The sequence below is a fragment of the Haloferula helveola genome (assembly GCF_037076345.1).
Lineage (GTDB): Bacteria > Verrucomicrobiota > Verrucomicrobiia > Verrucomicrobiales > Akkermansiaceae > Haloferula > Haloferula helveola.
Window position 1 is genome coordinate 4,167,301 of record NZ_AP024702.1, and the last position, 26,534, is coordinate 4,193,834.

The 26,534-nt window shown below is 61.4% G+C and carries 11 protein-coding genes; 4 read left to right on the top strand and 7 right to left on the bottom strand.

Annotated features, from left to right (window positions below; translation table 11 throughout):
* Nucleotides 1-114: 114 nt before the first annotated feature.
* The 3 genes from HAHE_RS15785 to HAHE_RS15795 are packed head-to-tail and all read right to left on the bottom strand — an operon-like array spanning nucleotide 115 to nucleotide 4,954.
* Nucleotides 115-1,056 carry an alpha/beta hydrolase gene (locus HAHE_RS15785; protein WP_338685751.1) on the bottom strand — a complete coding sequence of 314 codons (942 nt, stop codon included), beginning with the start codon at nucleotides 1,054-1,056 and terminating at the stop codon, nucleotides 115-117.
* A 53-nt stretch (nucleotides 1,057-1,109) separates the two neighbouring features.
* Nucleotides 1,110-3,590, bottom strand: a complete 2,481-nt coding sequence (locus HAHE_RS15790; protein WP_425510992.1) for a DUF1592 domain-containing protein — start codon at nucleotides 3,588-3,590, stop codon at nucleotides 1,110-1,112.
* Complete coding sequence (locus HAHE_RS15795) at nucleotides 3,590-4,954, bottom strand: DUF1552 domain-containing protein (RefSeq protein ID WP_338685753.1); 1,365 nt, start codon at nucleotides 4,952-4,954, stop codon at nucleotides 3,590-3,592. Before HAHE_RS15795 ends, HAHE_RS15790 begins: the two co-directional genes overlap by 1 nt.
* A gap of 534 nt (nucleotides 4,955-5,488) precedes the next feature.
* Here HAHE_RS15795 and HAHE_RS15800 point away from each other — a divergent pair.
* Both HAHE_RS15800 and HAHE_RS15805 read left to right on the top strand, forming a co-directional pair.
* On the top strand, nucleotides 5,489-7,291 hold the full coding sequence (locus HAHE_RS15800) for a hypothetical protein (RefSeq protein WP_338685754.1): 1,803 nt from the start codon (nucleotides 5,489-5,491) through the stop codon (nucleotides 7,289-7,291).
* Nucleotides 7,292-7,375: 84 nt separating this feature from the next.
* Nucleotides 7,376-10,723: an Ig-like domain-containing protein gene (locus tag HAHE_RS15805; RefSeq protein ID WP_338685755.1), complete on the top strand. Its 3,348-nt coding sequence runs from the start codon at nucleotides 7,376-7,378 to the stop codon at nucleotides 10,721-10,723.
* A 312-nt stretch (nucleotides 10,724-11,035) separates the two neighbouring features.
* Here the strand turns inward: HAHE_RS15805 and HAHE_RS15810 are convergent, their stop codons facing one another.
* Together HAHE_RS15810 and HAHE_RS15815 are read right to left on the bottom strand one after the other, a co-directional pair.
* Complete coding sequence (locus HAHE_RS15810) at nucleotides 11,036-14,146, bottom strand: hypothetical protein (RefSeq protein WP_338685756.1); 3,111 nt, start codon at nucleotides 14,144-14,146, stop codon at nucleotides 11,036-11,038.
* 227 nt (nucleotides 14,147-14,373) lie between these two features.
* Entirely contained in the window at nucleotides 14,374-15,450 is a 1,077-nt protein-coding gene (locus HAHE_RS15815) for a substrate-binding domain-containing protein (RefSeq protein WP_338685757.1), read from the bottom strand.
* A 156-nt stretch (nucleotides 15,451-15,606) separates the two neighbouring features.
* Between HAHE_RS15815 and HAHE_RS15820 the strand changes: the two genes are divergently transcribed.
* Both HAHE_RS15820 and HAHE_RS15825 read left to right on the top strand, forming a co-directional pair.
* On the top strand, nucleotides 15,607-17,424 hold the full coding sequence (locus tag HAHE_RS15820; protein WP_338685758.1) for an alpha/beta hydrolase family protein: 1,818 nt from the start codon (nucleotides 15,607-15,609) through the stop codon (nucleotides 17,422-17,424).
* 146 nt (nucleotides 17,425-17,570) lie between these two features.
* Complete coding sequence (locus HAHE_RS15825; RefSeq protein ID WP_338685759.1) at nucleotides 17,571-18,869, top strand: alpha/beta hydrolase; 1,299 nt, start codon at nucleotides 17,571-17,573, stop codon at nucleotides 18,867-18,869.
* A gap of 8 nt (nucleotides 18,870-18,877) precedes the next feature.
* On the opposite strand, the gene HAHE_RS15830 is transcribed toward HAHE_RS15825, so the two are convergent.
* Together HAHE_RS15830 and HAHE_RS15835 are read right to left on the bottom strand one after the other, a co-directional pair.
* Nucleotides 18,878-25,084, bottom strand: a complete 6,207-nt coding sequence (locus tag HAHE_RS15830) for a choice-of-anchor Q domain-containing protein (protein WP_338685760.1) — start codon at nucleotides 25,082-25,084, stop codon at nucleotides 18,878-18,880.
* A 102-nt stretch (nucleotides 25,085-25,186) separates the two neighbouring features.
* Nucleotides 25,187-26,479: a lipase/acyltransferase domain-containing protein gene (locus HAHE_RS15835; protein WP_338685761.1), complete on the bottom strand. Its 1,293-nt coding sequence runs from the start codon at nucleotides 26,477-26,479 to the stop codon at nucleotides 25,187-25,189.
* Nucleotides 26,480-26,534: the final 55 nt, after the last annotated feature.

Here is a 26,534-nt window from a genome sequence, read left to right on the forward strand (position 1 = left end):
GGCCCCTTCCAAGTCCAACGGCCTCCTTTCCCGCGAGCGATGGCATGAACGACCGAATCGGTCGTCTCGCGGACACCAGTAGGGAGGTTTTGTCGATGGATCATTCTTCGTTCCTCAGTCTTTCTTCAGTGTCCGATCAAAGAATGGCACGGCAATTTCCATCATCTGATCGAACCACACTTGCCTGACGGTGAACGGATGGGGAGCCCCATTGATGATGGTCAGTCCATTTTCGATTTCAAACTCGTCCATTTTTTTCCGCAAGGCTTCGGCATGAGTGCTGGAATCGTCCTTCTCGCCGGTGATGATCCAGACTGGTGGATCACTTTCGTCCAGGTGCTCCAAGGGTGAGGCGAGTCGATAGGTTGCGGGAAGTTCCTCTTGCGACCCGCCAAGAAACTTCTGCCAGATCTCCGCCGTCGCCGATTTCTCCCGATTTCTCGCTGACATGAAATCCGTTTGCCCACCCATCGGAACCACGGCTTGAAGGGCACTGCTGACTCCGGCGTTGCCGCCATCGCCCTCCAGTTCCGCGACACCGCTAGATGTGGCCAAAAGAGCTGCAAGGTGGCCTCCCGCCGAGTGCCCGATAGCGCCGATTCTGTCTGCGTTGATGCCGTATTTCTCTGCATTGGCACGAAGAAACCGGACCGCCGCCTTGCAATCGTGAATATGGGCCGGAAACCTTGCCTCACCACTCAGTCGATAATCAATCGAGGCAGTGACATACCCTTCGGCCGCCAATGCTTGCGCGACCTTGCGATGATTGATCTTGCTGCCTTTTTGCCAGCCTCCACCGTGAATGCAGACGATCGCTGGCAATGCCTGCGACTCTTCCTTTGGTCGGAAAATATCCATCTGCAAGGTCCGCTCGCCGTAATTCGCGAAGGTCACGTCAAGTTGTTGATCCAGTCGATCCAAGGTGGCTTTGGGAATGACGGTCTTGCTTTCATCGGGGATTGGATCGGCCTCCGCCAAGCCGGACATCATAGAACTGCAGATGAGCAGAGTTGGCGTCGAGAGACGGACGAAGGATAACCTGTGGAATGGTTTCATAGGATTTTCTGGTCGGGACGTTTTGGTTGGATAGGGATTGCCAAGAGGCCCCTCTAGTCATCGCGGAACGCCTCACATAAGACAACAAGCTCAACCAAGTCGCGCAGGCCGTTGCCTCGTGCAGCAAGCTCATCAACAATTGCTTCGACGATTGGCCGGTCTTGAAACCCAACCTCCCGACCCAACCCATAGGTGAGCATCTTTTCAGTGAGGCAATGCGCGAATTGAGTTTTCTGGCCCAGAAGCAATTGCTTGAGTTCAGCAATATCCGCAAAGGCCTCTCCTGTCGGCAGGGTTCCCGTAGTATCCACCGGTCTGGCGACCTTCCCTGAACTGTCACGGTAGTTGAAACGTAAGGAGCCGATGGGATCGAAACTTTCCAGAGCAAAACCAATCGGATCAATCTTTCGATGGCACTCGGCACACGTTTCAACGCTTCGATGTTTGGCAAGCTGCTCCCGAATGGTTGTCGCGCCTCGAATATCCGGTTCCAGGGGCTCGACGTCGGGCGGCGGCGGGGGAGGCGGTGAACCAAGGATGTTTTCCAACACCCAGATACCGCGGGTGACCGGTGAGGTCTCGACGCCATTCGAGGTCGCCGTCAGGACGCTTGCCTGGGCAAGTAGTCCGCCCCGAAACGATGAACCAGGCAATGCGATTCGCCGAAACTCCTCTCCCGCGACCGTCGGCAGGCCATAGTGCTTCGCGAGACTGCGATTGGCGAAGGTGAAGTCCGAATCAATGAACTTCTCGATGCTCATGTTCTTGTGTAGAATTTCCGCAAAGAACAATTGGGTTTCCCGCCGCATCAACGGCTCAAGCTGACGGTCATAGTAGGATGCAAATTTCTGAGGGTCGGGCGGCATTGCCCCCAGTTCATTCAGACGCAACCAACTGTTGGTGAAATTGACGATCAATGCCTCGGCCCGTGGGTCCCGCAACATGCGGTGAGTTTGGGCCAGCAGCGTTTGGGGTTCATTCAGTTTTCCGCTGGCAGCCACTTCAAGCAAGTGATCGTCCGGCATCGAGCTCCACAAAAAATATGACAATCGGGAGGCAAGCCGGAACGCTCCGTTCACGCTGTTGTCTTCATCGGGAGGAGTCTCCAAATAGATGAAACTCGGCGAACAGAGGATCGCTTTACAAGTGGTCAGGAACGCAGACGCCTGAGACTCGCCCGAGGCGCGTCGTGACTCATAGAACTGGCGATATCGAGCGACTTCGGATTCCAATGGTGGGCGACGGAACGCATGAAAAAGGAATGGGCGGAGTGATCGCGGATGCTTGTCGGCCAATAGATCCATCCGTGACGCGTCTCTGGGTTCCGGACCTGCAATTTGCAGGTGGTGGATTCGCATACGGGGTCCCTGGTAGACGTCGGAAATCCAGGCATCCGGAATGTCTGACGGCTCTGTCGAGAAGACATCGAGCCAGTTGCTCGTCATGGTTTCAGGATGGAACTTGCGGACCAACTTCACCAATGATGCCCGGAAGTTGATCGGCCCGTTGGCATAGCGGATCACCGGCACGAACCCCTTGTCCATCCACGTGCGGAATTCGTAGACTGTTGATTCGTGATCCGCCAGCGACACAGTTGCTACAATTCGGTCCGATGAGTTGTGACCCTTTCCCGCATCTGCAACGTTCGGGTCGGTCACGATGATCTGCATCTGGATCGGCTCATCGGGATCGACCTGCAATGCGCGAGGCGGATAGGGGTGCTCGCGATGGATCCCTTCGGCTCGCACACGAATGGTGTAGTATCCATCGGCCGGCACACCTTGGAATCCTCTCGCATGCAGTCGCGGCAGTCTGGGAGCGCTGTGCGCGACATCCACATATTCGCCGGTTGGATTGACGATAAAACTCTGCTCGGGGCGGAAGAGAAACTTGCGTTTGCTGAATTTTTCAGCTGGCAGTGAGACGTCGATGGGGTCGATGACCTCCCGTGACTGAACGGCCTTCTCGATGCTTCGGGACGCTGCTTCGAGGTAGCATTGCATTAGGTAGTCAGAGAGGACCAGCCTTTCACCGATGTTCTCAAACCCATCTATCCGATCATCCGCCGGAAACGAAGCCGTCGGATCGAAGGACTCCATATTCAAGCCCAGAAGATCCCGAATCGTGTTGCGATACTCGGATCGGTTGAGCCTCCGGAACCGTCCTTGACCACCGGATGCCAGGTGCTCGCGGGCTATCTCGATCTGCTGCGTGAGCCTTGCTACAAATCGCTTCGTCTCGTCAGCCGTCGGTTGAGGCTCGTCCTCGGGAGGCATGTCGCCGAGATTGACGACGTCCAGAATCTCCTGCCACTGCTCGGCGGTTTGATGGTCTGAAATCGCCGCACTGAGGGCGTCGAATCGCCTGTCCGCTTTCTGTTTGTCCACACCATGGCAACGGACGCAGTGAGCCTGGAGATACTCGAGGGCAATTGACTCCGCTCCCTGGGCCGTTGGCAAATGACACGGCACGAGCCACGCGATAAGAAGTGTGACCGCGAAAGTCAGATTCCGGATTAGAGCGAAACACCTCATCAGCTCAGCCCCTCCAAGGTTCCCGTGCTGGTTCCAAAGCGATCGGCTTCCACGCCAAAGCGCTGCAACATCGAGAGATACAGATTGCATGCTGGCGTCTTCCGGACTCCGTCGGCTGCGTAAGCTTTGTGAGCACCGTGCTCGAAACCGCCACCCGCCAGCAGCAAGGGGAGATTTCGATTGGAGTGAGAGCTCGCGTTCCCAAGACCGCTTCCCATCAAGACCATGGTCCGGTCGAGCAGTGAGGCGTCGTCGGCTACTTGCGAATGTTTCAGTCCGTCAAGGAACCGTGCGAGCTGCGAGGTATGAAATTGCTCGATCAGGCCAAGCTGCTGCAGCTTCGATTCATCGCGGCCGTGGTGCGTGAGGTCGTGATAACCCTTGGTGACGCCCGCCAGCCCCGAGTCTCCGGTCCATCCGTGGATTGCCATTGAAATCAGGCGGGTTGAGTCGGTTTCCAAGGCCAATCTCATCAGGTCGTAGAACAAAGCCACTTCTTCAGTGAAGCTGGTCGGCAATGGCGCCGGCAATCTGTAGTCCGACTTCGGCTTTGGCTTATTGAGCCATGCCTCTGATTGCTCTAGGCGCTTTTCCACCTCGCGTATCGATGTAAAGTACTCATCGAGCTTCTCTGAGTCTCCGCGGCTGACGCGCTTGTTCAATGCCGCCGCATCCTCAGCGACCACGTCCAGGATGCTACGATTGGCTGCATACGTGTCGACTTGCCGCTTCCGCTTCGAGGCGGGTGTTTCCAAAAACAGCGCGTCGAACAGGGTTTGCAGTCGCGTGATCGTCGGGATCTCGATGCCGTTTCGCGTCCACGACACGCCGCCACCGCCCAGTCCCAGCTGCATCGATGGGAAACGGGTTCGTACGCCCACAAACTCTGCCGCCCGCTGATCAACCGTGACGTTTCCATCGGGATACTGTTTTGCTTGATCCGATCGAATGCCGGACAAGAAGGTGTGAGCCGCCTGATGCCCTCCCGTGATTCCAGGATGATCCAAGCCGGAAAAGACGGTGAAGTCGTTCTTCAGTGATGCTAACGGAGCCAGGAGACGAGGTAGCTCGTAGTGGCGCCCCGTTTGCTGAGGGAAGAAGTCGTTCGGATAGAGCCCGTATTCCAGGCCGATGCAGACCATCCGCATCGGGGTTTCAGCCGTAACCTCCGCCGCCATCAAACGCCTTGGGAGCGCCAGGGATTCAAGGAACGGAAGAGCCACAGCGGCTCCTGCTCCAGTCAAGAATCTTCGCCGGTCGAGTCGATTCGTCGTCGGTTTCATCAATGGTAATGACGAGGAACCGAGGATTGTTTCCCCATAAAGTGACGACTGCTCGGGCGCTGCTTCTGCCAGCAAGGTCACGGGAGTTGATGTCGGGCAACGCGCGCCAAAACAGTTCGCGGGGCAAGGGGGAAGAGATCATGTCCCGCCATGGTTCTAGTCTAGATAAAGGTCGCCTCAACGTCAGTTCACCCTCCAAGGCCTGCTCGTCGATTGTAGCCCGGCTGGCGAGGGTCGTCGGAGGATCTCTGTCGGGTTCTAATCTAGGGAAATCGGCGTGTTTCAGGCGTGTGGTCTTCCGTTAGGTGTTTGTAATCCACTGCCGGTCAACTCTCCCGATCCCTGAAACAGGGCTCCGACTCCCCTCGCCGCCACCAGCCATTGCCAACGCCTCGGCTGACCAGCCGGAGGCTTGGCGAAGGCTGTCTGCCATTGCCCAAGTGAGCGAGGGCGGGCTGTTAAATTGTCGACCGGTTGAGAGGGGGGCAAGGCGCGCTTGTGGTAGGGTTCTCTTCAGTCTAAGAAGTGCAAGCTGTCCAAAAGGGCGGTTGTGAAAAAGCCAAAAACCCTCGATCCATGCTGAATAACCCATTCAAGCGTCGGTTCACCCAAGTCATGGCAATCGCCCTAATGGTGGGTCCGATTCCTGCTTCGGCCGTCGTCATTACCGAGGCAGGGAGCACCGGTGAGTTTGATGAGAACGCCGATGCAACCAATGCCGTCGATGTCGAGAATCCCGCTGCGACCCTGGCGGCCTTCAAAACGGCGGTCCAAACCGCTTTCGACAACGATCTTGGTGGCGTGGTCGACTGGGAAACCGGGGTAACGGCGACGGCAAGCGCGACGACCGCATCAAACAACACGCTCTCCACCGTCGATGTCGCCTACGGCACCAGCGGAACGAAGACGATGAGGATCACCTTCGACCGGGTGATGGAGCTCTACACCAACGACGTCAATTCGCAGGTCAACGTGTTGTCGCAGGCGGGAACCTCCCACAACTCCATCCTGCCCCAAGGCACCGCCCCCACCGCAGTAATCTTCACGATGAGCTTCACCGGTGCCGAGGTGAGCGAACTCGGCGCGGCGATGCCATCGCGCACCACCTTCGGGGCCTCCGGGGTGACGTTTGACGTGACCGCCAACTTCAGCGGCGGCGGATCTTCCACGCTGAGCGATACGATCGGCAACGTTCCTGGTGACGACGACACGTTCTTCCATTTTGCCGCTCCGGTCGACGAGTTCATCAGCTCGCTGACCATTGCCTATGCAAGCGACAACGGACAGGGTCTCGCCAATGGCCAGCGCCGGCCTGTCCTCGATGACTTCGGGTTCATCGCCGAGGATGCCTTGCCTCCGCCCGACGCTCTCACGACGGGTGTCTTCGATGAGAATGTCGAAGCCACCAATGAGATCGACGTCGAGATCCCCTCGGCGACCTTGGCTGCTTTCAAGTCGTCGGTTCAGACGGCCTTCGACAACGATCTCGGCGGCGTCATCGACTGGGAAACCGGTGTCGCTATCGCCGGTACCACCACCACCCTGCCCACGACCATCGATGTCGGTTACGGGACCAGTGCCAACCAGAACCTCGCCATCGCCTTCGATGCGTCCATGGTGGTTTACAATAACAATGTTGCCGGCCAGGTGGAGGTCTTGTCCCGGAAGGGGGTTTTCCAGAACGCTATCATTCCTGCCGATGTCAACGACGTCGACTACACGATGACATTCACCGGCGCTGAGGTCATCGAACTCGGAGCGGGCGTCCCGTCGCGCAGCACCTACAACGTATCGGGTGTCGACTTCCGGGCCACGGCGAGCTTCAGCGGTGGTGGATCGGAAGTGGTCGATTTCACCGTCGGAGGAACCGCCGGCACCGGAGACACCTTCCTTCACTTCGTGGCTCCGGGAGGCGAGTCGATCACGTCGTTGTCGGTCGTGTATCTTGATGACAACGGCCAGGGGCTCACCAACGGTCAGAGGCGCCCGATTCTCGACGACCTCGGTTTCATCGTGGCGTCGGCGGGCGATACCTTCGCCGACTGGATCGCCGACTACCCTGGTGTGGGCGGCCAGACCGGCATCGATGACGACCCGGACGGAGACGGACAGGGCAACGGGGTGGAGAACTTCTTCGGCACCGACCCCGGCGAGTTTTCCGGCGGGATGGTTGCGGGAGCCGTGAGTGGAAACACCTTCACGTTCACCCATCCCGAGGGCACGCTGGCGAGCGATCTCGAAGCGGTTTACAAGTGGTCGACGGATCTTCAGGACTTCTACGGGGACGGCGTGACGCAAGGCGGAGTCACCGTGGACTTTTCGAGCTCCTCGGCCGGTGGCGTCACCACCGTGATCGCGACGATCACCGGATCGGTCACCCGGATCTTCGTAAGGACCGAGGTGACTTTGATCGAATGATCGGCCTTGGAGGGTATTGGTGGACCGTCCGGCCAACCGGGCGATGTTCGGGTTGATCACGTGACTCCTGTCTTCTTTTTGAAAATGAACAAACACCTGAGGGAGTCTCTCACTCCCGCATGTCGACTCGCAGCGGTTGCGGGCTTTGCCTTGGTCGCGCTCACGACGTCCGCTTTCGGTGCTCACTACCACGTCTATCTTCTCGGAGGGCAATCGAACGGCAACGGGCGTGCCGATGCGGCCCAACTGACTACGCCCTTGGACGCTGCACAGACCGATGTGCGCTTCTATTGGCATCGCACCCAGTCGGTAAGCAACGTGGGTTGGATCCTGGAAGACCAGTGGACCGATCTCGCCCCGGGGTCGGGTCACGGGACCGGTTCGCCGGTGTATCCCAAGGAGTTCGGCTGTGAAGTTTCGTTCGGCCGGGCGATGGCGGATGCGAAGCCTTCGGACAACATCGCCATCATCAAATACACCCATGGTGGAACCAACCTCTATTCCAATTGGTCCGCCAGCGGCACCCAGTACACGACCTTTGTTTCAACCGTTCAGGCGGGACTTGCCGCTCTGACCACGGCGGGGCACACCTACGATCTCAAGGGCATGCTCTGGCAGCAGGGCGAGGCCGACACGGGTGGGAGCAATGCGGACAACTACGAGACCAATCTCACCAACCTGATCGCCCGGGTGCGGACCGATCTGTTCGCAGGTGGTCCGCTTCCGTTCCTCATCGGCAGCCTCTCCGACAGCCAATACTCCAACATCACGACCGTCGGCTCGGGACCCTACAAGGTGCGGCAGGCGCAGGAGACAGTGGCGGCGGCCGATGCGGCGGCGGGAATCGTGATCACCGACGGCTACAGCACCCGTCTTGGTGACTCGATTCACCTCGATCACACCGCCCAAGTGACCCTCGGACAGAGCTTCGCCACGCTGATGCTCACCTTTGAGGGCCCGGATGTCTCGCCCCCGGTAATATCGGCGACAAGCCCGGCTGATGATGCCACCGGAGTGGCGGCCAATGGCGATCTCGTGGCGACCTTCAACGAACCGATCGCATTGGTGAACGGCGGCACGGTGACCATCCGTGATCTGGGTCCGGGTGCCGATGTCGTCATCACGCTTCCAGACTCACGCGTCATCGCCTCTGGAAGCGACCTGATCATCGACCCTTCGACGGACCTGGCGTTCGAAAATCCCTATGCGATCCGGATCAGCGCGGACGCGGTCGCTGACCTTGCGGCCACTCCGAACCTGTTCGGTGGAATCGCGGACGACACCACATGGAATTTCATCACGGGAACAACCGAACCGGTGATCTCCGAACTCAGTCCGGCGGACGATGCGACCGGTGTCGCTGCCGGAGCCAACCTCGTGCTCACCTTCAACGAGGCCGTGCAAAAAGGCTCGGGAGGGGACATCGTGATCAAGGAGAACGGGGGAGCGGTCTTCGAGACCATTCCCGTGACCGATGCGCGCGTCGCCGTGAGCGGGTCGACCGTGACGGTCAATCCGACCGGCACCTTCGCGCTGGGCACCGGCTATCACGTGCAGGTTGCGGACGGGGCCATCGAGGACCTCGGAGGAAACCCCTGGTCGGGGATTTCCAGTGCCGACACGACGACTTGGAACTTCACCACCATTCTCCCGGCCAACGCGGTGGGGACGAGCGGAGTCTTTGACGAGAATACCGACGCCACCAATGCGATCGATGTCGAGAATCCTCCGGCCACTCTGGCAGCCTTCAAGACGGCGGTCCAAACGGCCTACGACAACGATCTCGGCGGGGTGGTGGACTGGGAGACCGGTGTCACGGCCAACCCGAGTGGAGGTTCGGCGTCCAACAATACGCTCACCGCCATCAGCGCGGTGTTCGGGTCGGGTTCCTCCCGGTTGCTGGGGATCACGTTCGATCGAACCATGGAGCTTTACACCAATGACATCAATGGCCAGGTCACCGTGCTCTCGCGGCAGGGAGCGTCCCACAATGCCGTGCTCCCGGCAGGCACGAGTTCGTCTTCGGTTCTGTTCGAGATGACTTTGACGGGTGCGGAGGTCACCGAAGTGGGAGCGGCGATGCCGTCGCGGAGCACCTTTGGCGCCGCGGGTGTCGACTTCCGGATCGCGGCCAACTTCAGCGGAGGAGGATCGTCCGTGTTGGAGGACACCATCGGGAACGCCAAGGGGGCCGACGACACGTTCTTCCACTTTGCCGCGCCGGGCGACCAATACATCACCTCGCTCAGCATCGCCTATCTCGATGACAACGGGCAGGGGCTGACCGATGGCCAGCGCCGCCCGATTCTCGACGACTTCGGGTTCATCATTCGCGACGCTCCGCCGCCTCCGCCTCCGGCGGACGTTCTGACAACCGGTGTCTTCGATGAAAATGTCGAAGCCACCAACGCGATCGATATCGAGATCCCGGCGTCGACACTCGCATCGTTCAAGACCGCGGTTCAGACGGCTTTCGACAACGATCTCGGCGGAGTCATCGACTGGGAGACCGGCGTAACCGCGACCCCGAGCAGCGGAGGCACCGCCAACAACACCTTGGATACCGTGCTCGAAATCGGATACGGAACAGGCGCGGGCGAGAGGCTGACCATCACCTTCGACGAGCCCATGGAGCTCTATACGAACAACGTCGCCGGACAGGTGAGCGTCCTGTCGCAGCAGGGAAGCTTTCAGAACGCGATCATCCCGGACGACGTCAATGACGTCGACTATACGATGACGTTCTCCGGTGCCGTGGTGACCGAACTCGGAGCTGCCATCCCGTCACGGAGCACCTACATGGCGTCGGGCGTCGACTTCCGGGCCACCGCGAGCTTCAGCGGAGGCGGATCGGAAGTGGTTGATTTCACCGTTGGAGGAACTGCCGGCAGCGGGGACACGTTCCTTCACTTCGCGGCGCCGGGCGGCGAGTCGATCAGTTCATTGTCGGTCGTTTATCTCGATGACAACGGCCAAGGCCTGACCAACGGCCAGAGGCGGCCGATCCTCGATGACCTGGGTTTCATCGCGGCGTCGGCGGGGGAAACCTACGCCAATTGGATCGATGAATATCCCGGTGTTGGCGGTCAGACCGGAGTCGATGACGACCCCGACGGAGACGGCAACGGCAACGGAGTGGAGAACTTCTTCGGCACCGACCCCGGTGAATTCTCCGGGGGGATCATCGCTGGAACCGTAAGCGGGAATACCTTCACTTTCAGCCATCCACAGGGGACGTTGGCGAGCGATCTCGATGCCGTCTACACATGGTCGACCGATCTGCTGGGGTTCCACGGGGACGGTGAGACCCACGGTGGCGTCACCGTGGATTTCGCGACCTCAACCTCAGTGGGTATCACCACGGTGACGGCGACAGTCACCGGTTCGGTGGACCGCATCTTCGTGAGGGCCGAGGTCACGTTGATCGAATAGTCTGGTCACGAAACTTATCGTTATTCTGTGGCTCAAGAAGCGATCCGCACTCCGTCGGGAAACGTCGAAGTCGGGAGGCGGCAGGGAAGTCGGGGCTTCCGTTGGATCGGTTCGCTGCCCGATCATGGGCTTTTGAAATATAAAAGGCCAGTCAACCGGTCCCCGAGAGCCTCCGATGAGGTCCGCACGCGGGTGTTGGCTGACTGGCGAGATCCGCTGCTTCACCTGCCGGTCTGACCGGGGCGATCCATTGTCGCCCCGTGTCAGACCGATCTTGAATCAGGTGAGTAGGAGGATGGCGGAGTCGAACGATTACTCCGCTCCGGTCAGGCGGCCGAACAGGGCGCCGTTGATGGCGTTGCCGGCGGCGGGAATGGTGGCCACGACGTCGTTCTTGGTCGAGTCGCCGGCATTCTCGGTGACTGTGAAGTCCACGCCGCCGACCGTGCCGGTGGCTGCGGGAACATCGACGCTTGTCCATGCATCGCCGACGCCAAGATCGCTGCTGTGCCCCAAGCTGAGCACCGCCGGAGCCCCTTCGCTCGGCTTCAGCATGGTGAAGGTCATCACCAGACCGCCGGAACCATCTTCGGTCGGTGTCGGAAGCAGGCCGTTGGCATCTTCATCGGGAGTGGCCGCACCGAGCAGGAAGGCGATACCGTCATCGACTCCGTCGCCATTGGCGTCGCCTTCAAAGGTGACGCCGCCCACCGTGCCGCTGGTTGCCCAGGTGTCGAACGGGTCGGCTACCGTGCCTCCGGTGTATTCGACGCCGGAGAGCTCGAGGTCCGCACCATTGAATGTCAGGGTGGCGGCGCTGGTGTCCCAGCCCGTTCCCGTGACGGTCACGGTGCCGCCGGTGCCGACGAGCGTGAAGTCGCCGGTGTAGGTGGCGGCGTTGGCGATCACGTAGATGTCGGTGAGATTGCTCTCGGCCGGGGTCAGTCCGTCGATGGCGGCCAGATCGATCGTCAGTGCGCCGAGGGACTCGAAGGTGTTGACGTAAATGGTGTCGTAGCCGGTTCCGAATCCGGCGGCGGGATCTGCCACTTCGAGTTCGAAGGTGGCTCCGTCTTCGAGGGTGATCGAGCCGCTGCCGTCACCGAGGGTGCCGGCGCTGGCGCCGGGAGCGACGCCGCCAACGACAACCGTGCCGCCGTTATCGATGTCGCCGGAGCCGCTAAGCGTGCCAGTGACGGTGATCGTATTGCCGTTAGGGAGCAAACGGGTGTCGGCTCCGACGTCGATGGCAGGGAGAGTCTGGTCGACCATCATCCGGGTGGTGCCGGAGCGGAGCTCCAGCAGGTCGGCGGTGATGGCTTGGTAGAACTCAACTTCGCCGGTTTGCAGCGAGGTCTCGAGAGCCCCCGTGTGGAGCGATGGAATGCGGTCGGGATCGTCGCTGCCGACCCGCACGATCGCTCCCGGAGCTGAGACCTCCACATTGACCTTGTTGGGCCGGTAACCCGAAGGCGGGTTCGGGGCGATACCGAGCACATCGGTCTCGCCCGGAGGAGCGTTCCCGGCGGGGACGAGCTTCGAGCCGTTGCCGCTATCGATGGAATTGGCATTGGCGGAATAGCTGCTGGACCAACTCCAGATGAAGTACTTCTCGTGGCCGATCCGAAGATCGGAGTCGATATTGACCTCAACCGGTCCGTCGACCGCGATGTCGGCGTTCTGCAGCAGGTCGGCGAGGATCGGATAAGTCGTCGCGCCGCTGTAGTCGAAGGCGTAGACCAGATCGTCATCCAGCGAGACGACCGGCATTCCGCTGTAGCTGAAGGACCCGTTGCCGGGCGCGCCGTCGAGGGCTTCGAGGAACTCGAGGTTGGAGTTGCTGATCTGAATGTTGTGCAGCCCCGAGAAGTTCAGCGACACGGTGTCGGTGCCTGCGGCGAAGGCCGTCTCGCACCGGATCATCCGGCCGTTTGAAAGGTTGACCGTTCCGTGTTGGCCGCGCCCCGCAAAATCATCGACGGGCCTCCATGAGCCGTTGGAGATGTTCCAGGTCTGACCTTCCAAAATGTGGGTCCGTGGTGAGCTCCAGTGGTCCATGATCCAGGCGGCTTCATTTCCGACCTCGCCCTGGATGTTGAAAGTGTCGATGCGGGTCGGCTCGCTGCCGTCGTAGGCGTAATCGCCGTTCAAGGTGTAGCGATTGCGGAACAGGGCTCCATTCAGAACCACAATGTCCGCCGTGGTGCTGGTGCCGTCGCCGAAGAACTTGTTGTTCTGATCGACATTGAAGGTTCCGGCGCTTCCGAAGACGAGTTGCAAATCGCCTGAACCCGTCTCAGCGGTCAATTCCATGCCGGCGACCGTGCCGTACCAAGGGCCAATGGCGGCGCCTTTGTAAATGGCGGTCGCTCCATCGTCGCCCACTGTCAGCACCTTGCTGCCCGAAAGGACACCCTGATAGATGGTGGCGCCTCCAATGTCCGCACGGGCGGGCGAAGGCCCGGCGGAGGGCGCGAAAACGGCGTCTGCGGCGAAGGCGACGTTCCCGCCGCCGCCGTAGGTGGCACCGGTCAGGTCACCGGCCAACGCAGCGAACGCTCCCACGTTGATCAGGCCCGGAAGAGTGGTCTGGGGAACCTGGATGTCGAGGTAGCCGCCGCTGTCGATGTTCACAGTCGTGGTTCCGTCGCCCAAAGCCCCGTCTCGCTCGACGAAGTACTGGGCGGCATTCTGGATCGTGATCGTGGTTGCCGACACGATGCCGTCGGCGAAGAACTTGCTGGAACCGTCGTCCAGCAAGACACTCGGCGTTGTCAAAGTCGGAACCGCTGCTGTCGTGGGATGCGGTTCGAGGTAGGCGTTGGTGTTGGCGTCATCCCTGACGACCTTGAACTCGGTCGTCGCGTTCACGTCGCCATACAGGTAGACGTCGCCACGGCCGAGATCGACTTCCGGCGTGGTGATGGATTGGAAGAACTTCACGCCTCCAAGCCGGTAACGGGTGCGGACTTCCGTGTTGGCGATGATCGGGACGTCCACTTCGTAGGCGGGGCGTCCGCCTTGCTGGACGTGGAAAATGTCGCAGGTGAGGGTCGCGCCGCCGACGTTGTCCTCGATCCGGGATCCGCCCTCGCTGCCCTTGTACATGCTGACTTGGCTGTTCGGGAGGCTGACGGAAACGCCGTTGAGATCGGCGATCGCGGTTGCCGGAATGGGAGAGACGCCCTTGGCGCCGCCATTGACGTTGGCGGCGTCACCATCCACCGGGACAACGTCGCCGCCCCAGTTTTCGGGAGTGGCCCAGAATTGATTTGCGCCGCCGCCATCCCAAGTGATGTTGGCCGCGTTGACCGTTGCGCTGAATCCAAGCATCGCGATCGCGATGGGGGTGATGGCCGGGAGAGAGCCGTGGCCAGTTGCTGTCTGTGACAGTGACCGGTTCGTCAAATGCATGTGCTTCATGGTCTGTACTATTATCGCTAGTTGGGGGAATTCGACGCTCTAGCGAGCGGGTGGAATTCGAACCCCTAACCCTAGAAAAAAGCCGTGAGGTCGGGGCGATCCCAAAAGCGAACCGATGCTGGCACTAATTTCTGATAGTCTGTTAGTGGGTGCCGGTAGCGGAGTTTCAATGGCCGCGTCGCGTCGCGGACTGCCCGGAAAGTTGCGGTCCTCGCGGAATGGGCGGGTCAGCCGCGGCGGCGTCTCGAGAGGGCCCGGCCGATGCTTTCGCCGCGGACCAGCTTCGTCTTCGTAAGCGACTGAACGAGGTCGCTCTTGCCCTGGCTCACATTCCGGACCCACCTGACGATCCGTCGGACCCAAGGACGGCTGTCCCAGAGTACGTGGGCGACGGATGGCTGTTGCAACTCGAAGTAGGGATCCCAGTCCGTACACGCGAGGGACACATGCTGGGGTGCGAGGATGCCACGCCGGGCCAGATGCTGCTGCACGCTGAGGAAGATGGGCGGCTCATCCAGAACGATGGCGGTGGGTGGCGTGAGCTTGAAAATGGAATCGACCACGTTCCCCAACGTCTCGCTTTTCCCGTCCCAGTCCGGCAGGTTGTAGCTTCCGGTCCGAATGCCGCCGCGCCGCAATTCATCGAGGAACGCCCGCTCGGGTGCTCCCGGTCTGGGCAGGCGCCGCACGGGTCTCGTCAGCATGGTGATGCGCTCGTGACCCAACTCGATGAAGTGCCGTGCCAATTCCCTGAGGGCCGGCGACTTGTCGGGGCCGATTCCCGCAATCGGAAGGCCCGACCGGCGCCCGAACATCGCGAAAGCCGGCACAGGGCATTCGGAAAACCATGTGAGCACTTCGCGCGGACCCGCGACGACAATCCATGCGTCCGCCTGGGTCGTCTCGATCAGCTTGGTGATCCTCGCCATGTTTCCCTTCATGAGCGTGATGGAAGTCTTCGGAAATAGAACGGTGTGTCCGTCTTCCTGAAGAAGTCGCTGGAGATCCATGATGTAGTCGAAGCGATAGTCTTCGATCAGGTAGGGCAGGAAGGCGACCTTCAGGGACGAGGAATAGCTGCGAGTCGTGGAGACCCTACGTGGGAGCCTGGCACCCTGGCTGACAAGTTCGCCCTGCTTCTCGAGCAGGTCGAGCGCGGCGTCGACCGTCATCCGTCCGACTCCCAATTCCCGCGCCAAGGCCGCTCCGCCAGGCATGGTGCCGGTCCATGTTCCGGAGCGGATCTCTTTGCGCAAATGATCCGCGACCTGTTCGGCGGCGGTAAGGACTCGCAAGGTGGGCATGGCTCTCCCTTATCAGAAATGAGGTCCAGGAAGGAAGTGGCAACCGGTGGCGGCCGGAATCCGTGTCATGGCTTGTGCTTTGCGGCAGCCATCCTCCGTATGGGTGCCATTGGACTGCCTGCGACCCCAGGCAGCGCGTTCCGCCACTCTACAACGATGTTCACGAGGATTGGTTCCCTGCTCCTGATGGTGATGGCTTCCGCTGCTCTTGGTGCGGACGAGACGTTCGCTCCGTACGAATCCACGGAAGACGTTCCGCAACGGGCCGAAGAGTTATGGGAAGCCTACGACCCCCGCGAGGAAGCGTTGGAGGTCAAGATCGTGAAGGAATGGAAGGAGAACGGAGTGGTGACCCGATACATCACCTTCAAGGTCGGGACCTTCAAGGGAAGTGATGCCCGGATCGCTGCTTACTACTCCTTCCCCGACAATGGCGGGCGGAATCCGGCATTCGTCTGGAGCCATGGGGGCGGTCAGCGGGCAGAGCGGGGCCGTGGCGTCTATTTCGCGAAGCAGGGCTTCGCCACGGTCGACATCAACTGGCTCGGCCGACCGATGGAGGACGACATCAAGATCAACACCGATTGGGGTAAGGTGGATCCGACCCAAGGACCCCGGTTTTACAAGAAGGCACTGAGAGATGGTTGGAAGCGAGATCTCCAACCGGACGAGCACACGATCGATCCGGTGCCGAGCCCGCGGAACGCGAACTGGTTCCTGCTCGCCGTGGCGGCGCGGCGGGCAATCACGTTTCTGGAACAACAGCCCGAGGTAGATCCCGACAGGCTCGGGTTCTCCGGATTCTCGATGGGCGGAATGGTCACCGCGCTGACCGCCACCGATAGTCGGCTCAAGGCGGTGGCGCCGTTCGTCGGCGGGACGGGTTTCAAATACGTCGACTTTCCGGGCGGGATCCGAGGGAGCAGCATCCGCACCCATTTCCAAGACCTGGATCTCTATCGGAAGACCATTGATGCGTCCGCCTACTGGCCTTCGGTCCGGTGCCCGGTGATGTTCATCAGTTCGTCCAACGACTTCCACGCGACCTTCGAGCGCATCTACCGTTCGATGGCGCTGCTCCAGCACGACGACTGGCGGGTCAGTGCCAACATCCACCGCAATCATGGTCCCGACCCCGAGCAGTGGGTCATGCTGAACCTGTGGTTCGACCGTTACCTCAAAGGCGTCGATCCCGATATCCCGGTCACGCCTCCGTCGAGCTTCGAGGTGGAGGGTAAAACGGCGCGCTTCGTGGTGACGCCCGCGCAGCGCGACCGCCTCGTCGGCGTCGAGGTCTACTACAGCTACGACCCCAATTCGCGGACCCGATTCTGGAATCGGGCGGATGCTATCGAGGCGGCAGGGAAGTATCGGGTCGATCTGCCGGTGCACGAGAACCTGCCACTGTACGTGTTCGCGCTCTGCCGTTACCGATTGCCGGGCAAGGTCACTCTTGAGCGCGGCGAAACGACCACCTTCACGCTGAACTCACTCGAGCACGTTCATTTGCCGGATGCGGTCGATCTTTCCGCGCTGGCTGACGTTCCGAAGACGCGGACCGTCTTCGAGGATTTCGAGCATGGTCTGCAGGATTGGGCGAGCCGGGACCAGTGCAGCATCCAGACGTACAAGTTCCAAAGTCCCGAGCTGGATACCTCGAATGACAAGAAGTTGGTCCTGACCGTCGACCCGAAGGGCAGGAAACTGCTGCTTCGCCTCAGAACCGGTAGCGACTTTCTCGGTAAGGAAGGAAAGTTCGGCAGCTTCACGTTCACCAAACCTGTTGACGGAAAAGCTTCCCGCAATGTCGTGGTCGAACGGAAAGACTTCCGAGGTGAAGATGGGGAGACGCTGGAGTGGGCGAATATCGTGACTTTCGACGTTGCCCTCATCGATCGGGAGACCAGGGAGCCGGTGAACCTGACGTCGGAACATGGTCGCGGGATCCTGCAAAGAATCGAACTGGTCGATTGAGGCTTCAGACCCGGTGTGGTCCCAAGGTGTCTGAGTTGCGCTCCGAGGTGATCTTGGTGGGCTGCCCGCCCGCGAGCCTTCAGCAAACGCCGGGACACTCTTGACGCAGCGGATCGCAGTTGTTGGTTTCTCGCTTCAAGGTGCAAATGATTCGAGTCTTCAAAGGTATGGTGCTGGCGTTCCTGCCGGTTCTTTGCGCGGCATTCGTTTCTTCCTGCGGGGTGGGGGTGCAGCCGCTGATGCCGACGCCGGTGCTCTACACCGAGTCGGGCCACAAGCCCTTGGACCACCTGCCCCCGGGGGAGCGATGGAAAGAACGGCGGGTGTACTACGTCACCAACCGATCCCGCCAAGGGGGCGCGCAACGGATTTCCTACGGCAACGGGATCAGCCCCGATCTTTCGGTCGGCACCTCACTGATCGGATTCGGTGGACCGGACATGACGTGGGCGCATCTCAACCGGGTCTCAGCCGAGTCCGAGCGGGACGACGTGGTCGAGCTCTCGATCGCCGGGATCGCCGAGTTCGGACGGATCCCCGCGAACTCGACCGTGAGCCAGGCAGCCGGCCCCGAGGCGGCGGCGTTCTGGCTGAAGGAACTCAATGAGTCGATCGACAGCTCACGGGACAAGGATCTGCTGATCTATGTCCACGGTGCCAAAGTGAACTTCTACAACTCCTGCGCCTTCGCGGCCCAGCTCGATCACTTCCTCGGTCGCGACATGACATCGCTGGCCTTCGCATGGCCGACGCATCAGAACATTCTGTCCTACGTCTCGGGTGCCGATGTTCATCGTGCCTATGAGTCGGCCGAGGCACTCGCCGACCTTCTCGAGTTGCTGGGCAGCCGGACCGACGCTAGAAGGATCCATATCCTTTCGTGGAGTGCCGGGGCGCGCGTGGCCACCCGCGGGATCGCCTTGCTGCGCGAGCGCCATCCGAACGAGTCGGCCGCCAGCCTGCGTCGGCGATTCCGCATCGGCACCGCCTACTTCGCGGCGGGGGATGTGCCGAGCCACGAGTTCGTCGCGGCTGCTCCGGCCATCGACAGCCTGGTGGAGCGGATCATCGTCACGCAGACCGATCACGACAGCGCCCTGGAGTCGAGCAGCCGCATCATGCGCGGAGGGATGCGGATCGGTCAGCAGGGGAACGATTTGAACGAAGACGAGATCGCGGTGCTGAGATCGCTCAAGCATCTCGAAGTCGTGGACATGTCCGAGGGGACGGAGAAACGCGGTTTCGACATCGTGGGACACCGCTACTGGTTCGACCACCCGTGGGCGAGCACCGACGTCCTGCTGTCGATTGGCACCGACCTGTCGCCCAGGGAGCGAGGACTGGTGCCCGGTGGTTTGCCGATGCAGTGGGACCTGCCGCCCGACTACCCGGAGCGCCTCCGCCGTCTGCCACCGCCGACCAGCTTCCGGCGCTGGAATCGTTGACGCCTCGGTTACTCGCCCGGATCCGTGAACTCCTCACGGAAGAATAGCCGGTCGCCAGGTGTTGCGATTTCGAGGGTGAGCAGGGTCCGGACACCCTCGATCGTTTCGGTCGGGTCGATGGCGTAGTCGACTCCCTCGACCATCGGCATCCATGATCCGGCAAGCAGGGTGGTGGACTTCTGGAACTCGACGGCGACATCCACGGCATTATTCCGGAAGGAGAAGGTCAATTGGTCGCCGACCAGTTTTGGCCGAAGCGAAGGATCATCCGGGCCAGTCGGGTTGCCGCCGGCGGCGTAGTCGCCGTAGTTGCTGACGCCGTTGCCGTTGTCGTCGTCGTTCGGGTCGAGTGTCGGAAATAGCAGGGCGAAGGTGGCGTCGACATTCCCCTCGTAGGCGCCGAGGTCGATCGTGGTGTCCTGGATGCGTGGGTTACCGAGGATGTCGAGAGGTTCCTCGTTGGCGGTGTTCAGACCCGCTTCGAGAGCGGGGGATCCGGTCTGCAGCCGGAAGTCGCCGCCGGTGCCGGGTGCCGTGAACGGATCGAGTTCCAGAACGAAGAGCGGGTCATTCGACGCGTCGCCTCCGTCGAAATTCCCGGTCCCCGTCGAAGAGAGATCGATGTTCTCGACGAGGCAGTACGAGTAGCCGGCGGTCGAGGTGCCGTTCTGGCTGACCGAAGCGCCCGCGGATGAGTTCGACGTTCCCTCGGCGTTGTTCCAGATCAAGGTGTTGCTCAGGTTGGGTGATGAGTCGAAGTCGAAGATGCCGCCGCCTTCGGAGGTCGCGTTGTTGCCGGTGATCGTGGCGTTGACGATCAAGGGAGATGCGAAGGCGTTGAACATCCCGCCGCCCTGAACGGCTTGGTTGCCGGAAAGGCAGCAGTTCACCAGCAGGGCGGGGGCCGACTCATTGTAGATCCCGCCACCGCCACCGGAGCTGTTGCCCCGGAACGCGCTGTTGACGATGAACAGCTGCGAAGAGGTGCTGTAGAGTCCTCCGCCCGAGGAGGTTGAGCTGTTGCCTTCGACCGTGGTGGAAATCAGCGAGAGGCCCTCGTCGTTGAAGATGCCGCCGCCGTTGCCGGCGTCGGCGATGCCGGTCGCGCTTCCCCCGGTGATCTTCAGGTGGTTGAGGATCACGGTCTGAATGGTGCCGGAGCTGCCGTCGTCGATGGTCAGAACCCGTGAAGCTCCTCCGGCGTCGAGTGTCACGGGGAGCAGCAGCGCCGAGGCGTCGATCGTGATCGATTTGTCGATCACCAGCGGTCCGGAGGTCAGGGAAATCGTGTCTCCGGTGAGACCGGCGGCGAACGTGATGGTGCCTCCGGAGCCGGTCACCGCGAGGGCATCGCGAAGCGAGCCGGTTCCGCTGTCCGCGGTGGTGGTGACTTCGGAGGAAATCGGGATCGAGAGCGTGACGTCGTTGCCGTCGCCACCGGTGTAGCTGATCTGAAGGGTGAAAGTTCCCACCGTAACGAGCGCGCTTTCCGGCAGGCCGTCGAAGGTTCCACTGACCGGGTCGGCGCCGTCATTGTCGATGATCGTGAAGATGGAGCCGGGTGCCGGTTCGAAAAGGCCGAACGGGACGGCGGTGAGCGTGACTCCCGTGCCTATCGAGACGGAGCCGACCACGGCGATCTGGTCATATTCGGAACCGGGTGCGCCGCTGCCGAGCTCGGCTTCGTAGGTCGAACCGGATGCCAGTTCGAGATCGCCGCTGACCATCAGGATTCCGGGTGACTGACCGGGTGCGACCGTGCCATCGAGGGATACGGTGTCGGTTCCCGCGTCGATGTCGGTGCCGGCATTGTCGCGAATGAATTCACCGGAGATGATGACCGGATCGGTGAAGGTGACGGTGTCGAGGTTAACCGTTCCCGCGGTGGCTCCGCCGATCGTGACCGAGGCGAATCCGTCGGCGAGCAAGGCCAGTTCGGAATCGCTCAGTTCGAGGATGCCGGTCGCTCCGCCGACGCCGACCGATGTTCCATTGGTGAACGGCCGGATGGCCAGGTTTCCTGTCGACTGGACGCTGCCGGCGGTGAATTCGTAGCTGTCTGTTGCAATCGTGATATCGCCGCTGGCGAGAGGGCCACCGATCACGTTCAGCGGATTGCCGGATCGCAGTCCGTTCTGGCTGGCTGAAACACCCTGGATCTGGATGGTGCCGGCGCCTCCGGAGAGGATGCTGCCACCGGTGGCGGACGACAGGATCACACCATCCGCGTTTCCGGCTCCATTCGCAGTGATGGTGATCGCTCCGGAAGTGGTGCTCACCGAGCCATTGCCGCCGATGCTCAAAGCTCCGCTGACACCGGCGACCGACCCGGCGCCGTTGGCGAAGATGGTGATGTCGCCGCTGGTCGAGGTGACCGTGCCTCCGTCGATGCCGATCGCGTCGTTGATGCCATTGCCTCGCAGCAGGATGCTTCCTGCGCCGGACGATACGGTTGCCCCTTGGATCAGGATCCCGCGATTACTGGTCGCTGCGGTGCCGTAGGCCGACGTGTTGCTGGGATCATTTCCACCGCCGATCACGATATTGCCGCCACCGGAGTCGACCAAGATGCCGGTCGGGATCAGGACGCCGCCGCTGTTGTCCGAGTCGGCATCCGAATTGAGCGTGAGATTGCCTCCTCCGCCCGTAATGTCGGCATTGACCACGATGTCGTCATCGGCTTCGAGGACGAGCGTGCCGCCATGGGTGTTGACCATGGCGGCGACCGTGATGGTGGCGCCACTGTTGAAGGTGAAGTCTCCCAAGTTCGCCTCGATGTTCATCGAACCGACGACGATGATGTCTCCGGCCGCGGTGATGTCCGCATGCCTCGTGCGATCGAACAGACCGACCGCGAGGTCGTCGACATCGTTGAAGTTCAGCGAGGCCAGCGGGATGTTGCCGCCACCTTCGGTGTGTTCGAGCGCGTTGATGTCGTTGTTTCCGAGGAAGGTGACGGTCTTGTTCGTGCCCACCGTGACGAATCTCAGCCGGTCCGCCGTGATCGTTCCCGCGGTTTGCACCGCGTCACCCTGGATCCGCAGGATCAGATCGCCGTCGCCTGCTACGGAAACATTCCCGTTCAGGGTCAGTACGCCGCTGAACGAACGGATCTGATGGCCGAAATTGGAGGTGTCGGTCGCCGTGATCGACGAGAATGTGAGGCCCTCGCGTCCGTGGAAGCGCTGGATCCGGAAGGCGCTCAGCGAGATCTCGCCGTCAACGGTGTGATGGTCCGGCCGGTCGAGAAAGATGGTGTCGGAGGCGGTGAAGCTTGCGGTGCCTCCGACGTCGATCAAGGAGGTGACGGAATCCGTGATGTCGCCGCCCGAGGCTTGCACCGAGAGATTGCCGCTCGGGGTGATCTGTTCGAGATCGATCGAGTTCGCATCCCTCAGTGTGACCGAGGTGCCTGCGGCCGAGACGGGTCCGGTGAAGTCGTTGAAGATATCGTCGAGCGTGACGGCCGTTGCCGCGGTGAAACTCGACGGGCCGAGAACGTTGATGTCCTCACCGCTGACGACGCCGTCGCCGTTGTCGCTGATCGATCCGGCGACGGATGTCACGGTGAGACCGAGTGTGGCGTCGATGTCACCGAGAATGACATCATCGGCCTCGGTGATCACGATGTTCGCACCTGTCGCATGGACGGTATCGGAACCGAAGGTGTTGCCGGTCTGGTCGAGCACGATGTCGTAGAAGGTTCCGGTCGCCTCGGCGTGGAGGGTTCCCGTGCCGGCGATGATCGAACTCCCGGCGGATTGGGTGATCGGCCCGCCGGCGGTCACCGTCAGCGAAGAACCGGCATCGACATCGCCGAGTGTGAGCGGACCCGCGTTGTTGATCGTCACCGGAGAGCCCGAGGCGGAGACCGGACCGCCGAAGCCGTTCTGTGAATCATTGAGGACAATCGACCCGGAGGCCATGTAGTGGGCGGCGCCCGCCACGTTGATGTCGTCGCCGGCTCCCGCGCCATTGCCGTTGTCGCTGATCGATCCGGTCGCGGTGACCGTGAGTGAACCGGTGGCATCGATGTCGCCGAGCACCAGATCACCCGCCGCCACGATCTCGATATTGCCGCCGGCGGCGTCCAGCCCGGCCGGACCGAACAGGTTGCCGGCCTGGGTGAGCGTGACATCGTACTGGTTTGCGCCGTCCAGTGCCGTGAAGCTGGCATCCGGGGTATTGATCAGGGTGCCCGGCTCCTGGTTGATCGTGTCCACGCAGGTGACCGTCAGCGAAGAGCTGGCGACGATGTCACCAAGGATGGTTTTGGAGAGGTTGTTCACCGAGACGTCCGTTCCGTTCACGTGGATGGCTCCGTCGAGTTCGTTGCCGGCATGGGTCAGGCTGACCGAGCCCGGCGATTCGATGGTGGTGGTGCCTTCGATCGTCAGCGTGTTGGAGTTGGTCACGTCACCGCCGGCCTCGATGTAAAGGTCGCCATACGCCCAGATCTCGCCCAACTGGACATCGTCGATGTCGATGAAGGACACGTCGGTGAATGCCGAGTTGGTCTGCTCCGTGACGCGGAACTCGTTCACGTCGTTCCCGGTGTTGTTGAGCGTCACGTTGCCAGCGCCATTGATGCGTCGGATGTTCAGAACGTTCGCCACGATGGAGCCACCGGATTGGGTGGTCGAATTGCCGACCCGGACGGTCAGGTTCCCGCCGGTGGGGAGCATGACGTCGCCGGCGAAATCGACGCCGCCCGCCTTGATCTCCAACGTGTTGTTGATGTTCGTCTGGGTGGTCGTGATCTCATCGACGATGAGTCCCCCGAACCCGACTTCGAAGTTCTGGACCCGGGCGGCCCGTAACGTCACACCGCCGACGTAGTCGTGGGTGCTCGGCTTGTTGACCGCGATGTTGCCCGGTGTCTCCATCACCGTGGTGAGGGCGACGGAAATGAGTGATCCCGGAGTTCCGGTGATGTCCGTGATGAGAGTGCCGGCCCAGACCGAGAGCGTGCCGGCCGACGAGACCTGATCGAGGGTGATCGTGTTCGCGTCGTTCAGGGTCAGGGTGGTTCCGGTGGCGGAAACCGGTCCGACGAAATCGTTGGTGACGTCGTTGAGGGCGATCAGGCCCCCCGTGGCATCCAGTGTCGTCGTTCCCCCGACCGTCAGCGAGGCGGATTGAATGATGGATTCCGCCGAGAGGACGAGCGCTCCGGCTGCACCGGTGCTGACGGCTCCGTCAATCGAGATCGCGTCGGTGTCATTACCGCAGTCGATCGTGAATCCGCCGCCAAGTGTTGCCTGGACACTCAAGATCGTGACCGTGTCGTCTCCTCCGGCGGTGTTGATCTGGATGCTGTCGATCGTGCCCTCGGGGATTGTGACCGAGGACGAACCGGAGCCGGCGGAGCCGGCGATGGTCGAGGCGTTGAGGATCAGGCCGCCCGTGTCGGTGATGGTGTAAACACCGCCTGCGTAGGAGATCTCCAGTTGGTCGGTGCTCGCGGCTCCGTTGATGTCGGACAGCGTCAGCGTGTTGCCGACCAGCGTGACGCCGGTCTCCGGGATAACGAACAGGGTGTCGGCGTAGAACTCGAGACCACGCACGAGGTCGAAGCTGCCATTGGTGAACGGCTCCGAGGAGATATTGGTGTTGGAACCATCGCCTGACATGCTGCCGTCCTGTTCGCCGATTCCGGCGCCACCGCTGCCGCTCCAGTCCTGGGTGGTCCAGCTTCCGAGGTGGGTGCCCGACCCCGCGAGGACGCCGTCGATGTAGAGCGCGATGATCGGCGGGTTGGCGCCGTCGATGTCGACGGTCCAGATCAGGTCGTAGGTGCCGGCGGTGACCGGAGGCGACACGACCTCGATGTATCCGCTTCCGTTGCCGCCGCCGTCGTTGCCGGACATCCGCATCACCAACACGTTGCCCGCCTCGTAGTTGAGTGAGAGGCCGATGGTTCCGCCGCCGGTTTCCCAGAGGGTCTGCCGGTCGGCGGTGGTGTGATCCGCCAGTGTGACCGTCATCGCGAAGGTCGCATCGAGCGTGTCGCCGGCGACGATTCCTTCGGCGGCCCACGCGAAGTCATTGAACGAGTTGCTGCTGGCGTCGCCGATGTTCGAGAGCAGTCCCTGCGTGGTGAAGGTCTGTGTCGGGCTGGCCGGAAGGGTGGTGACAACGTCGGCCAATCCAGCCCCGTTCAAACTCAGGCAAAAGGAGGAAATCAGGGCGAAATGACGAGCTCCGGGAATCATCCGTGGATTGAGCCGGGATCGCCATGTTCCGTCAAGGACGCCCGGTGTCCTGCCGATGCGTCAGCAGCACCGGATCGGCCCAGAGGCTTTGGGAATCGAGGCTCAGCCGCCGTCGAGGTGGCGGAACGTGCGTCGGAGGACGTCGTCGTTGGAGAGGATCGAGACGTGGTCCTCGTCGTAGCCGTGGACGCCGACCGCGTCGCTGGTGGCCTTCTCGTCGGTCTGGCTGGCCACGCTGACGGTGCCGTCGTTCTCCTCGGGCAGGGTGAACGAGCGCTTCGCGCGATGGCCGTAGAAGAGGAGGTGGGGAACCTTGCCCTTCAGCTTGTCGTCGAAGATGTCGCGCTGGAAGTCGCTGCCCGGAACCATGTCGTACCATGACGGCACCACTGACGGTGCGTGCTTCACGCCGGACTTGGCGAAGTCCTGGCCGCCCCACGGGGTAGAGATGGTGACGTAGCGGCTGATGTAGCGGTTGCCGTCCCTGCGGTTCTTGACGATGAAGTCGCGTGAGACGAGGCCGCCCATGCTGTGCGCCACCACGTGCATCTTGTTGAAGCCGTAGTAGGCCTGCAGCAGTTCGACGGCCCGGTTCAGGGAGGATCCGAGTTCGTCGAGTCGGCGTCCGGTCGGGTAGTGGAAGAACCACGGCTGGTATTTCTTCCGGTCGATCTTGTTGAAGAAGGTCCGCCAGTCCTGGGGAGAACCTGCAGCGCCGTAGACGAACAGGACCGGGGTACGGTTCGGCTCGTACTTCTGGAGGAAGTAGATGCCGATGCCGGTCTCCATCGGGTAGGCGGCGGGTTCCCAGTATCCTTGGGATCCGCGCTCAGAGCTGAACTTCGGGGCATCGAGATCGGCGATAGTGCCGAGGTCGACCGGGATGCTCCAGCCGGTCGCCGCTTCCTCGGTGGTCCTCGCCCCGCGGAATTCGCGAGCCGCCTCGACCAGATCGTTGGGCAAGCGGGTCGATGAAGAAAGGCTGCCTTCCACCCGTGCCTTGTCGGTCTCGGGATCGATCCTTACCGGAACCGGATTGCCGGAGCTGTCCGAGTGGATCCAGGCAGGGTCGCTGCTGTCGTAGCGCCCGTTGTCATTTCGGTCGCTGAAGGCCATCAGGTACTGGTTGTCCTTCTCCTTGACGACGAAGCCGAACACCCCGACCGGACCCACCTCGGCGAAGTCGGCGGACTCGACCTTGTTGTCCTCCCGGTCCCACTCGACGACGAGTCCGAAGGTCTGGTGCTGCTTCGACGTGTTCTTCACGTGCGCCGTCACGATGCTCGTCTCATCGATGAACTTCAGGTCTTCGCCAAGCCGGCGAAAGTTGGCGCAGCCGGACGGTAGGACAATGCCGAGGGCGGCGAGGATCGTGAGGAAGCGGGGGCCTTTCATGGTTTTGGAATTACCAAGCAGGATCAAAGGATGGAAGCGAGTCAAAGTTGGGATT